The organism is Pseudomonas sp. m6p (assembly GCF_055760375.1).
This window is the reverse complement of sequence record NZ_CM147084.1, coordinates 2,065,809-2,077,712: the sequence shown is the minus strand read 5'-3', so window position 1 is coordinate 2,077,712 and position 11,904 is coordinate 2,065,809. Positions and strand designations below refer to the sequence as shown.

Here is an 11,904-nt window from a genome sequence, read left to right as displayed (position 1 = left end):
GTATCAACTTGAAACACTCCGTTGATGCCGGGCAGGATAATCCGGTCAAAATGCTTTCCTTTTTGATCGTCATCCGAGCCGAGAATCCATTATGCGAACCTCCCTGCGACTGACCGCCCTCAGCGCCCTGCTTCTCTCCTCCCTGGCCCAGGCGGCCGACCTGATTCCGATCGAAGTCCATCGCGACGCCAATTGCGGCTGCTGCAAAAAATGGATCAGCCACCTCGAAGCCAACGGCTTCAAAGTCGAAGACCACGTCGAAAGCGACATGAGCAGCTTCAAGCAGCAACACGGCGTACCACCGCGCCTGGGCTCGTGCCATACCGCGCTGATCAATGGCAAGTTCGTCGAAGGCCACGTGCCGGCTGAACAAGTACTGGCCCTGAGCAAGCGTGACGATCTGTTGGGTATCGCCGCACCGGGCATGCCCATGGGGTCGCCGGGCATGGAAATGGACGGCATGAGCGATGCCTATCAAGTGATCGGCCTGAAGAAAGACGGCACGGATGTGGTGGTGGCGGACTATCCGGCGCATTGATGGCTGCCGGTTACCTCGGGCTGTTCGCGGCGGCGTTCGGCGCTGCGACGCTGCTGCCGCTGCAATCCGAAGCACTTCTGGTCGGGCTGATCGCCAGCGATCGTTACTGGCTCTGGGGGCTATTGGGCGTGGCGACGCTGGGCAATGTCCTCGGTTCGCTGGTCAACTGGTGTCTGGGGCGCGGCCTCGAACGGTTTCAGGATCGCCGCTGGTTTCCGGTGAGCGCGAAACACATGGCCATTGCACGCAAACATTACGAGCGTTACGGTCACTGGTCACTGCTACTCAGTTGGCTGCCGGTGATCGGTGATCCGCTGACCCTGATCGCCGGCGTCATGCGCGAGCCACTCGGGCGCTTTCTATTGATCGTCACCCTGGCCAAGGGCGCGCGCTACGCGGTGGTGGCGATGCTGACCCTGGGCTGGCTCGGTTGAACATTCCGCTCGCGGCGTTGCCTGTCGTTAACGTCGCCCTAATCCGGGCGTTCCAGCATCGGCCGATTTTCATGGAGTTTGTCCCTATGTCCGTCACGCTCTCCCGCTGGCTGCCCGGCCTGTTCCTCAGCGCTGCGCTGCCGCTGTTTGCCCATGCCGCCGCATCTGAAGCAGCCCCCGCCGACGGCCCGACCTATGGTCCGGAGCTGCAGGGTTTTCAGTATCCCTACACACTCAAGCACTTTGCCTTTCAGTCCCAGGGTAAATCCCTGCAGATGGGTTACATGGACGTCGCCGCCCATGGCAAGGCCAACGGCCGCACCGTGGTGCTGATGCACGGCAAGAATTTCTGCGCCGCCACCTGGGACAGCTCGATCAAGGCCTTGAGCGAGGCCGGTTACCGCGTCGTCGCGCCGGATCAGATCGGCTTCTGCACCTCGAGCAAGCCCGACCACTATCAGTACAGTTTCCAGCAACTGGCGACCAATACCCAACAACTGCTCAAGGCCCTCGGCATCCAGAAAGCCACGCTGCTCGGCCACTCCACCGGCGGCATGCTCGCCACCCGCTACGCGCTATTGTTTCCGGAACAGGTCGAACAACTGGCGCTGGTCAACCCGATCGGTCTGGAGGACTGGAAAGCCCTCGGCGTGCCTTATCGCACCGTCGATCAGTGGTACCAGCGCGAACTCAAGGTCACCGCCCAAGGCATTCGCGACTACGAACGCAACACCTATTACGACGGCCGCTGGAAACCCGAATTCGACCGCTGGGTCGACATGCTCGCCGGCCTGAGCAATGGGCCAGGCAAGACCCAGGTGGCATGGAACTCGGCGCTGATCTACGACATGATCTTCACCCAGCCGGTGTACTACGAGTTCAAGGACTTGAAAATGCCGACCCTGTTGCTGATCGGCACGTCCGACACCACGGCCATCGGCAAGGATCTCGCGTCCCCCGAGGTCAAGGCGAAAATCGGCCACTATGAGGTGCTCGGCAAGCAGGTCGCCAAGCTGATTCCACAGTCGACGCTGGTGGAATTCCCCGGCATGGGCCACGCGCCGCAGATGGAAGAGCCGGCGAAATTTCACCAGGCCTTGCTCGGCTGGCTGAACAACCCCAATCCCGTTCGTTGATGAGGTAAGGCTGATGGCGGTGCAGATTGCAGTGATCGATGACTGGCAGGACGTGGCGCGTGACGTGGTCGACTGGTCGGTGCTCGACAGCATCGGCGAAGTGACGTTTGTGCACGACTACCCGGCGGACAACGCCACACTGGTCGAACGTCTTGGCCAGTACCAGGTGATCTGCGTAATGCGCGAGCGCACGCGTTTCGACCAGGACCTGCTGCAGCGCCTGCCCAACCTCAAGCTGCTGGTCACCGGCGGCATGCGCAACGCGGCGCTGGACATGCAGGCGGCTGCCGACCTCGGGATCAAGGTCTGCGGCACCGACAGCTATAAGCACGCGGCGCCGGAACTGACCTGGGCGCTGATCATGGCCGCCACGCGCAATCTGGTGAGTGAAGCCAATTCCCTGCGCGCCGGCGGCTGGCAGCAAGGGCTGGGCGGTGATTTGCACGGTAAAACCCTGGGCATTCTTGGTCTGGGCAGCATCGGTCAAAAGGTCGCGCAATTCGGTCAGGTGTTTGGCATGCGCGTAATTGCCTGGAGTGAGAATCTCACCGCCGAACGCGCTGAAGCCGTCGGCGTGACCCGGGTCAGCAAACAGCAACTGTTCGAGCAGGCCGATGTGCTGTCGGTGCATCTGGTATTGAGCGAGCGCAGCCGTGGGCTGGTCGACGCACAGGCGCTGGACTGGATGAAACCCGGCGCGCTGCTGGTCAACACCGCCCGCGGGCCGATCGTCGATGAAGCGGCGCTGATCAAGGCATTGCAGAAACGCAAGATCGCCGCAGCGGCGCTGGATGTGTTCGATCAGGAACCATTGCCTGAACTGCATCCGTTTCGCACGCTGGACAATGTGCTGGCCACACCGCATGTGGGGTATGTCAGCCGACAGAACTACCAACAGTTCTTTTCGCAAATGATCGACGATATTCAGGGTTGGGCGGCCGGCAACCCAATCCGAATCCTCAATTGACCCCGTGTAGGAGCTGCCGAAGGCTGCGATCTTTTGATCTTGATCTAAAAAAACAAGATCAAAAGATCGCAGCCTTCGGCAGCTCCTACAGGTGCATCCGTGTTCAGCAGATCAACAAACTGACCGCACCACAACAGTGCGCTTCGCCTTTCCGCTAGCACAAAATCGTGACCGGCCAGTCACCGTTTTAGCCCTCTCCATCAAAAAAACCTGCCCTTCGTCGGTGCGTTCCCGCTTGAACACCACGGTTTTCGCTGCCTGCAAACCGATTGTCGAACAATTTACCCGTTTGCTCTCGCCCGCTCTAGGATCTGGCCTAGACTGATTTTCGCGGGTTAAAACCGGCCAGTCACAAAGCCGAAAAATTGTCGAAACTTTTGCCGATGGCGGCGGGTCATCTGAAAGGCAGGGTCAACGCGACTGGTGCAATCCTTGCAACGGCCCTTTCACCCATTCTGCTTGCGCGTGTTGGGTAGCGTTTGCTCACCGATGCGTGGCGCGTTTGCGCCCGGCCACAGGATTTGGCCACAGCTTGTTCGATACAAGAATCAGATCAACGACACGGGAGATTCATATGATCAGTGCGGCATTGGATATTCAGGGAGAGCGTGCTCAGCAGGCGGTTGGTGAATCGAGCACCATGAGTCTTCCCGGCAGCCGGTCGATCAGCGTCCCGGGCACCAAAACGCTGACGCCAGTCGCCAGCCAGAATCCGAACAAGAAGAAAGTGCTGTTCGTCACCTCGGAAATTGCCGATCTGGTGAAGACCGGCGGTCTGGGTGACGTCTCCGCCGCCCTGCCCCGCGCCATGGCGCACTTGCACGATGTGCGGGTGTTGATCCCCGGCTACCCGCAGGTGATGCACAGCGAGAACCCGATCCATATCATCGGCGAACTCGGCGGCCATGCCGCACTGCCCCCGTGCAAGATCGGGCGCATGGACATGCCGGACGGACTGGTGATCTACGTCCTGATCTGCCCTGAACTGTATGAACGTGAAGGCTCGCCCTACGGCGCCAACAATGGCCGCGACTGGCCCGACAACCATATCCGTTTCGCCCGCCTGGGTCTGGCCGCTGCCGACATCGCCGCCAACCTCGCACAAATTCACTGGTGCCCGGATCTGGTGCACGCCCACGACTGGCCGGCCGGTCTGGCTCCTGCCTATATGCACTGGCGCGGGCAGCGCACGCCGACCCTGTTCACCATTCACAACCTGGCCTATCAAGGCGTGACCAGCCTTGGCTCGTGCCCGGAACTCGGCATCCCGACCCATGCTCTGCAACAGGAAGGCATGGAGTTTTACGGCAAAATGTCGTTCCTCAAGGCTGGCATGGCCTATTCGAGCCACATCACCACGGTCAGCGCGACCTATGCGCAAGAGATCACCACCCCGGATTTTGGCTGCGGTCTCGACGGTTTTCTCGCCGCCAAGACCCAGCAAGGCTTGCTCAGCGGCATTCCCAACGGCATCGACGAAAGCTGGGATGCGGCGACGGATCCGCACCTGTTCGCGCCGTTCGCCATCGGCGACTGGGAAGGCAAAGCGATCAACGCCGCCCATGTGCGTGAACTGTTTGGCCTGAGCGACTCCAGTGGTCCGCTGTTTGCCGTGGTTTCGCGATTGGTCTATCAAAAAGGTCTGGACCTGACGCAAGCCGTCTCCGAATACATCGTGCAGAACGGCGGCCAGATCGCAATCATCGGCCGTGGCGAGCCGGAAGAGGAACAGGCCATGCGTGAGCTGGCGCTGCGCTTCCCCGGGCAGATCGGCGTGCGCATCGGCTTCAATGAAACCGACGCCCGCCGCATGTTCGCCGGCAGCGATTTCCTGCTGATGCCGTCGCGTTACGAGCCTTGCGGCCTCAGTCAGATGTACGCCCAGCGTTTCGGCTCGTTGCCGGTGGCGCGCAATACCGGCGGGCTGGCCGACACCATCGAGAATGGCGTCACCGGATTCCTTTTCGACGAATCCACCGCCGACAGCTACCGCGAAGCCCTGAGCCGTGCGTTCAAGGTCTTCGCCTTCCCCGAATTGCTCAACGCGATGCGTTGCCGGGCCATGGCCGCGCCGTTCAACTGGTGCAAAGCGGTCGAACCCTACGCCGAACTCTACGAACGACTGGTCGCCAAGGCGCTGGGTAAAGCCGGCCACAAATAACTCAGGGAGCTTTTCACGATGCCGTTACGGACCCAAGAAAACTGGCCCCACGGCGCGATCATGCAGGACGCCGAACACACTCAGTTTGCGCTGTGGGCACCGGATGCGTTTTACGTCAGTGTCGAACTTGAAGACGGCCAGTCCCTGCCGATGTTGCCGCAGGGCGATGGCTGGTTCGTGATCAAGGCCCGGTGCCCGGCGGGCACCCGCTACCGCTTCAACATCGACGGTGAACTGGAGGTGCCCGACCCGGCCTCCCGCGCTCAGGACGGTGACCTTGACCGCCACAGCGTGGTGGTCGATCCGCTGGCCTATGATTGGCGGCACACCACCTGGCACGGCCGGCCGTGGAGCGAAGCGGTGATCTACGAGGTGCACGTCGGCGCACTCGGCGGTTTTGCGGAAGTCGAGCAGCATCTGGCACGTCTGGTCGAGCTGGGGATTACCGCCATCGAACTGATGCCTGTCGCGCAATTTCCCGGTACCCGCAACTGGGGTTACGACGGCGTCCTGCCTTTCGCACCGCAAGCCTCATATGGCACCCCGGAACAACTCAAACACCTGATCGACAGCGCCCACGGCCATGGTCTGGCGGTAATTCTCGACGTGGTCTACAACCACTTCGGCCCTGACGGCAATTACCTGGGTCGCTACGCCAAAGGTTTTTTTCGCGAAGACAAGGACACACCCTGGGGGGCAGCGATCGACTTCCGCCGCCGTGAAGTGCGGGACTTCTTTATCGAAAATGCGCTGATGTGGGTGCTCGAATACCGTTTCGACGGTCTGCGCCTGGACGCAGTGCACGCGATCGAAAGCCCGGATTTCCTGCCGGAGCTGGCACAACGCATCCGGCAACAGATCGATCCGACGCGTCACGTCTGGCTGACCGTGGAAAACGAGCTCAACCAGTCAAGCCTGCTCGAAGAGGATTACGACGCCCAGTGGAACGACGATGGGCACAACGCCCTGCACGTGCTGCTGACCGGCGAAACCGATGCCTATTACGCGGACTATGCGCTGCAACCCACTGAGCAACTGGCCCGCTGCCTGAGCCAGGGCTTCGTGTTTCAAGGCCACATCACTCGCCACGGCGAACCTCGCGGTGAGCCCAGTGAACACCTTCCCTCGACCGCTTTCATCCTGTTTCTGCAAAACCACGACCAGATCGGTAACCGGGCCTTCGGCGAACGCCTGCATCAATTGGCCGACCCACGTGCCGTGCAGGCCGCCACCGTGCTGTTACTGCTGTCGCCGATGATTCCGCTGATGTTCATGGGCGATGAGTTCGCCGCCGAGCAACCGTTCCTGTTCTTCACCAGCCACCACGGTGAATTGGCGGATCTGGTGCGCGAAGGCCGGCGCAATGAGTTCGCCGCGTTCAGCGCCTTCACCGATCCGCACCAGCGCGAAAAAATTCCCGATCCGAATGCCGAACAGACCTTCCACGCCTCACAGCCACGCTTGATCGGCAGTGGCAGCGCAAAACAGCAGGAAACCCTCGCGCTGTACCGGCGCCTGCTGCAATTGCGCCATCAATACATCATTCCCAACCTGTCCGGCACCCAGGCGCTTGGGGCGCACATGCTCGGTCGTGGCGCGGTCAGTGCGCGCTGGCGCCTGGGCGATGGCAGTGAGCTGCGAATTGACCTGAACCTCAGCGACACGCCAGTGGTCAACCCAGCACAGAGCGACGCTGTGTGGCTGTTTCAGCAACCGCCCGCCGTTGCCCTGTCGGAACCGGGCCAACTGCCCGCGTATTGCGCGCTTGTCAGCCTCACGGCCGCAACCCCCTTGCAACCTCTGGATGGAGAGCGCCTATGAGCGATGCGCAACTGGAAATACTCGCAAGCCGCGCCGGCCTCGCCGTCGACTGGATCGACGCCAATGGCCGCCCGCAGAAAGTCGCCCCGGCGGTACTGCGCAATGTCCTTACCGGGCTGGGTCATCCGGCCAACACCGCGCAGGAAATCGATGCCAGCCTGCTGCAACTGCAACAAGTACAGCAAGATCGCCACTTGCCGCCGCTGTTGACCGCCGATGTCGGGGTCGGCGTTGATCTGGCTCGCTATTTCGAGCCCGAGACGCCTTGCGAAATCCACCTCGAAGACGGTTCCCGCCTTAACCTCAAACTCGACGCCGAAGCGAAACTGCCCGGGTTGATCCCGGTCGGTTATCAGCAGGTGCATATCGCCGATCAGTATTTCACTCTGGCCGTGGCCCCCGAGCGCTGCTTCAGCGTGGGCGATGCGGTGGACAACCCGATCCCTCGCGTCTGGGGCCTGAGTGCGCAACTGTACAGTCTGCGTCGCCCCGGCGACTGCGGCTTTGGTGACACGCAGGCGCTGGAGGAACTGGCTCGTGTGGCCGGCGAACGCGGCGCCGATGCGCTGGCGATCAGTCCGTTGCACGCGATGTTCAGCGCCGATACCGGGCGCTACAGCCCTTATTCGCCCTCCAGCCGTCTGTTTCTCAACCCCTTGTATGCCGCACCGGGCGCCATCCTTGGCGAACGGGCCTTGCGCGATGCGATCGACGCCAGCGGGCTGGCGGAACAATTTCGTCAACTGGAAGATTCGAAACTGATCGACTGGCCGACCGCCGCCAACGCCAAACAGGCATTGCTGCAAGCCTTGTACGATGGTTTTGTCGCCGGCGAGCATCCGTTGCACCCGGACTTCGCCAGTTTCCGTCATGCCGGTGGCGAAGCGCTGGAAAATCACTGCCGCTTCGAAGCGATTCAAGAAATGCGCGCTGCCCGTGGCGAAAGCCTCGACTGGCGGGAATGGCCGGTACACTGGCACGACCCGCGCGGTGCCGCCCTTGAAGCCTTTGCCGAGGAATACGCCGAACGCATCGGTTACTTCGCCTTCTGCCAATGGCTGATCCACCGCTGCCTGGAGCGCGCGCAGACGGCTGCCCGTAGCGCCGGCATGGGCATCGGCCTGATCGCCGACCTCGCGGTCGGTGCCGACGGCGCCGGCAGTCAGGCCTGGAGCTTTCAGGACGAATTGCTCGCCTCGCTCACCGTGGGCGCGCCCCCGGACATTCTCAACCGCTCTGGTCAGGGCTGGGGGATTTCCGCGTTTTCCCCCGAGGGCCTGATACGCAACGGCTTTCGCGCGTTCATCGACATGCTCCGGGCTAACTTCGCCCATGCCGGCGGACTGCGCATCGATCATGTGATGGGCCTGCAACGCCTGTGGGTGATCCCCAATGGCGCCGTTCCGGCCGATGGCGCTTATCTGTATTACCCGTTCGACGACCTGCTGCGCCTGCTGACCCTCGAATCCCATCGGCATCAGGCCATCGTCCTCGGCGAAGACTTGGGCACGGTGCCCGAGGGGCTGCGAGAAAAACTCAGCGCACGTTCGATTCTCGGCATGCGCGTGCTGTTGTTTGAACAGGACAACACCCGCTTCAAGCCGATCCTCGACTGGCCGGACAACGCGCTGGCGACCACCAGCACCCACGATCTGCCAACGCTCAACGGCTGGTGGCATGGCCGTGACATCGACTGGAATGCGCGCCTGGGCTTTGTCGATGCCAACGGTGAAATCGACTGGCGCCGTCATCGCCAGCGCGAACGCGAAGGCCTGCGCGGGGCGCTGAGTCAGGACCCGCAGAACTTTCGCGAAGAGTCCCACGAAGCCGATCAAGTGGTCGATGCCAGCGTGCGTTTCCTCGGTCATACCCGCGCACCGCTGGTGTTGCTGCCGCTGGAGGATGCACTGGGCATCGACGAACAAGCCAACCTGCCGGGTACCATCGACAGCCACCCGAACTGGTCGCGGCGCCTGCCCGGCAACAGCGAAGCGTTGCTCGACGGCACCGATGCCGCGCGGCGTCTGGAACTGCTGGCCTGTGCCCGCCTGCAAGCTGCCGAGCGTGACCAATGAACCAGACGTTTATCCAGCCTCTACGCGCCACCCTGCGCCTGCAATTTCACAAGGGTTTCACGTTGGAGCAAGCGGTGCCGCTGGTGCCGTACTTTGCCCGCCTTGGCATCAGCCACCTCTACGCCTCACCGCTGCTCGCGGCCCGCGCCGGCTCCATGCACGGCTACGACGTGGTCGACCCGACCCAGGTCAATCCGGAACTCGGCGGCGAACCGGCGCTGTGGCGTCTGGTCAGCGCCCTGCGCGAACACAACATGGGGCTGATCCTCGACATCGTCTCCAACCACATGGCCGTCGGCGGCGGGGACAACCCGTGGTGGCTCGACCTGCTGGAATGGGGCCGACTCAGCCCTTACGGCGAGTTCTTCGACATCCAGTGGCACTCGCCGGATCCGTTGATGGAAGGCCAGTTGCTGCTGCCGTTTCTGGGCAGCGATTACGGCGTCGCGTTGCAGGAAGGTTCGCTGAAACTGCACTTCGACGCACGGCAAGGGCGCTTTTACGTCGAGCATTACGAACACCACTTCCCGATCTGCCCGAATGACTACGGTGAACTGCTCAAACCCATTGAGACACTGAAGTCACTGGCTGATCGTTTCAGTGCGTTGAGCTATCAGAACGACGCGCATGCGCTGGCGATGCCGCTCAAAGCTGAATTGAAGGAGCTGGCAAGCGATCCGCAGATCTTCGCCGCGATCGAGGAAAGTCTCGCGCATTACGACTCCACCACTGCCGAAGGTTTCGACAAGCTTCATCAATTGCTCGAACGCCAGAGCTACCGTCTGGCCAGTTGGCGTACCGCAGCGGATGACATCAACTGGCGGCGTTTTTTCGACATCAACGAACTCGGCGGCCTGCGTGTCGAACGCCCGGCGGTGTTCGAAGCGACTCACGGCAAGATTTTCCAGTTGATCGCCGAAGGGCTGGTCGACGGTTTGCGCATCGACCACATCGACGGCCTCGCCGACCCGCGTGGCTATTGCCGCAAGTTGCGGCGGCGCCTCGACTTGCTCGCACCGGGTCGGCACTTGCCGATCTACGTCGAGAAGATTCTCGGTGCCGGCGAAACCCTGCGCACCGACTGGGCAGTGGATGGCAGCACCGGTTACGAGTTCATGAATCAGCTCTCGTTGCTGCAACACGACCCCGATGGCGAACACGTCCTCGGCGATCTGTGGCAGCGGCGTACCGAGCGTCCGGCGGCGTTCATCGAAGAAGCGCAACTGGCGCGCCAGCAGATTCTCAATGGCTCGCTGGCCAGCGACTTCGAAAGCGTCGCCCAGGCGCTGCTGCAGGTTGCCCGGGACGACCTGATGACCCGCGACCTGACCCTCGGCGCGATTCGCCGTGTGTTGCAGGCGCTGATCGTGCATTTCCCGGTGTATCGCACTTACATCAGCGCACTCGGTCGCTCGGCGCAGGATGAGCACTTCTTCCAGCAGGCCATGGACGGCGCCCGGCAGACCCTGAGCGAAGGCGACTGGCCGGTGCTCGACTGCGTGGCCGCATGGCTCGGTGGCACGCCGTGGCGGCACACACCGCGCGGACGCTCACGCAAGATTCTCAAGCACGCCTGCGTACGCTTCCAGCAACTGACCTCCCCAGCGGCAGCCAAAGCCGTCGAAGACACCGCGCTGTACCGCTCGGCGGTGCTGCTGTCGCGCAATGACGTCGGCTACAACACCGAACAGTTCAGCGCACCGCTGAGTGACTTCCACGCGATCAATCAACAGCGCATGGAGGCGTTTCCCGACAACTTGCTGGCCACCGCCACCCATGACCACAAACGCGGCGAGGACACCCGTGCGCGGCTGGCGGTGCTCAGCGAGCGCAGCCACTGGTACGCCGAACAGGTCGAGTTGTGGCGCGCCCTCGCCCGTCCGCTGCGTGACGATGATCAACAACCCTCGTCCGCTGATGAACTGATCCTCTATCAAGCCCTGCTCGGCAGTTGGCCGCTGCACTTGCGCGATGATGATCAGGCCGGCTTGGCCGATTACGCCGAGCGGATCTGGCAATGGCAGCAGAAAGCCCTGCGCGAAGCCAAGCTGCAAAGCAGTTGGAGTGCGCCGAATGAAGCCTATGAAAACGCTGCGCAGACGTTCACTCAACGCCTGCTCACCGGTGAAGCAGGCGAGTTGCTGCGCGCCGCGCTGAGCAAGACCGTGAACAGTATCGCTGCGGCTGGCGCCCTCAACAGTCTGGCGCAAACCTTGCTGCGCATGACGGTGCCGGGGGTACCGGATCTGTATCAGGGCAACGAGTTCTGGGATTTCAGCCTGGTCGATCCCGATAACCGCCGGCCGGTGGATTACGCCGCTCGCGAGCAGGCCCTGCATCAACGCATTGAAGTCGAGACTCTGCTGGCGAACTGGCGTGACGGGCGTATCAAGCAAGCGTTGATCGCCGAGGTGCTGAACCTGCGCGTCGAACACGCCGAGCTGTTCCGGCGCGGCGCGTACCAGGCCCTGGAGGTACTGGGCGAGCAGGCGCACAACGTGCTCGCGTTTGCCCGTGAGCACGAGGGGATGTACGCCATCGTGATCGTCCCGGTGCGCTGCGCGACGCTGCTGGAAAACGGTGCCGTCCCTCAAGTTGATGCGCTGCGCTGGGGCGATACACGGGTGGTTTTACCGTTCGCCGCCTCTGACACAAACCTGAAGGGACTTTTTCACAGCAGCGCAGTCACAAAAAACAGGGAGCTGAACGTCAGCGCCGCGCTGGGGGATATCCCGGTCAATCTGTTTATCCAACTCTTTACGTAACGACGAG

At 62.1% G+C, this 11,904-nt stretch carries 8 protein-coding genes; all 8 read left to right on the top strand.

The features are described from left to right. The first annotated feature begins 91 nt into the window (after nucleotides 1-91). Complete coding sequence (locus ACYZUM_RS09380) at nucleotides 92-538, top strand: DUF411 domain-containing protein (protein WP_108182622.1); 447 nt, start codon at nucleotides 92-94, stop codon at nucleotides 536-538. Further along, nucleotides 538-972, top strand: a complete 435-nt coding sequence (locus tag ACYZUM_RS09375; RefSeq protein ID WP_108182621.1) for a YqaA family protein — start codon at nucleotides 538-540, stop codon at nucleotides 970-972. The genes ACYZUM_RS09380 and ACYZUM_RS09375 overlap by 1 nt, the downstream gene beginning before the upstream one ends. An 86-nt stretch (nucleotides 973-1,058) precedes the next feature. Further along, the gene (locus ACYZUM_RS09370) at nucleotides 1,059-2,108 is read left to right on the top strand and encodes an alpha/beta fold hydrolase (RefSeq protein ID WP_095666662.1); all 1,050 of its coding nucleotides are present in this window, start codon (nucleotides 1,059-1,061) and stop codon (nucleotides 2,106-2,108) included. A gap of 13 nt (nucleotides 2,109-2,121) precedes the next feature. Further along, the gene (locus ACYZUM_RS09365; protein WP_108182620.1) at nucleotides 2,122-3,075 is read left to right on the top strand and encodes a D-2-hydroxyacid dehydrogenase family protein; all 954 of its coding nucleotides are present in this window, start codon (nucleotides 2,122-2,124) and stop codon (nucleotides 3,073-3,075) included. A 574-nt stretch (nucleotides 3,076-3,649) separates the two neighbouring features. Then, complete coding sequence (glgA, locus tag ACYZUM_RS09360) at nucleotides 3,650-5,236, top strand: glycogen synthase GlgA (protein ID WP_041067060.1); 1,587 nt, start codon at nucleotides 3,650-3,652, stop codon at nucleotides 5,234-5,236. Between the two features lie 18 nt (nucleotides 5,237-5,254). Continuing rightward, nucleotides 5,255-7,057, top strand: coding sequence for a malto-oligosyltrehalose trehalohydrolase (treZ, locus tag ACYZUM_RS09355; RefSeq protein WP_108182619.1), 1,803 nt, complete (start codon nucleotides 5,255-5,257; stop codon nucleotides 7,055-7,057). Next, nucleotides 7,054-9,132, top strand: a complete 2,079-nt coding sequence (malQ, locus tag ACYZUM_RS09350) for a 4-alpha-glucanotransferase (protein ID WP_108182618.1) — start codon at nucleotides 7,054-7,056, stop codon at nucleotides 9,130-9,132. Before treZ ends, malQ begins: the two co-directional genes overlap by 4 nt. Next, entirely contained in the window at nucleotides 9,129-11,897 is a 2,769-nt protein-coding gene (locus ACYZUM_RS09345; protein WP_108182617.1) for a malto-oligosyltrehalose synthase, read from the top strand. Before malQ ends, ACYZUM_RS09345 begins: the two co-directional genes overlap by 4 nt. Nucleotides 11,898-11,904: the final 7 nt, after the last annotated feature.

Excerpts from the sequence above, each read along its gene's own strand:
- ACYZUM_RS09380 (WP_108182622.1), top strand. The coding sequence starts at position 92 with ATGCGAACCTCCCTGCGACTGACCGCCCTCAGCGCCCTGCTTCTCTCC.
- ACYZUM_RS09375 (WP_108182621.1), top strand. The coding sequence starts at position 538 with ATGGCTGCCGGTTACCTCGGGCTGTTCGCGGCGGCGTTCGGCGCTGCG.
- ACYZUM_RS09370 (WP_095666662.1), top strand. The coding sequence starts at position 1,059 with ATGTCCGTCACGCTCTCCCGCTGGCTGCCCGGCCTGTTCCTCAGCGCT.
- ACYZUM_RS09365 (WP_108182620.1), top strand. The coding sequence starts at position 2,122 with ATGGCGGTGCAGATTGCAGTGATCGATGACTGGCAGGACGTGGCGCGT.
- glgA (WP_041067060.1), top strand. The coding sequence starts at position 3,650 with ATGATCAGTGCGGCATTGGATATTCAGGGAGAGCGTGCTCAGCAGGCG.
- treZ (WP_108182619.1), top strand. The coding sequence starts at position 5,255 with ATGCCGTTACGGACCCAAGAAAACTGGCCCCACGGCGCGATCATGCAG.
- malQ (WP_108182618.1), top strand. The coding sequence starts at position 7,054 with ATGAGCGATGCGCAACTGGAAATACTCGCAAGCCGCGCCGGCCTCGCC.
- ACYZUM_RS09345 (WP_108182617.1), top strand. The coding sequence starts at position 9,129 with ATGAACCAGACGTTTATCCAGCCTCTACGCGCCACCCTGCGCCTGCAA.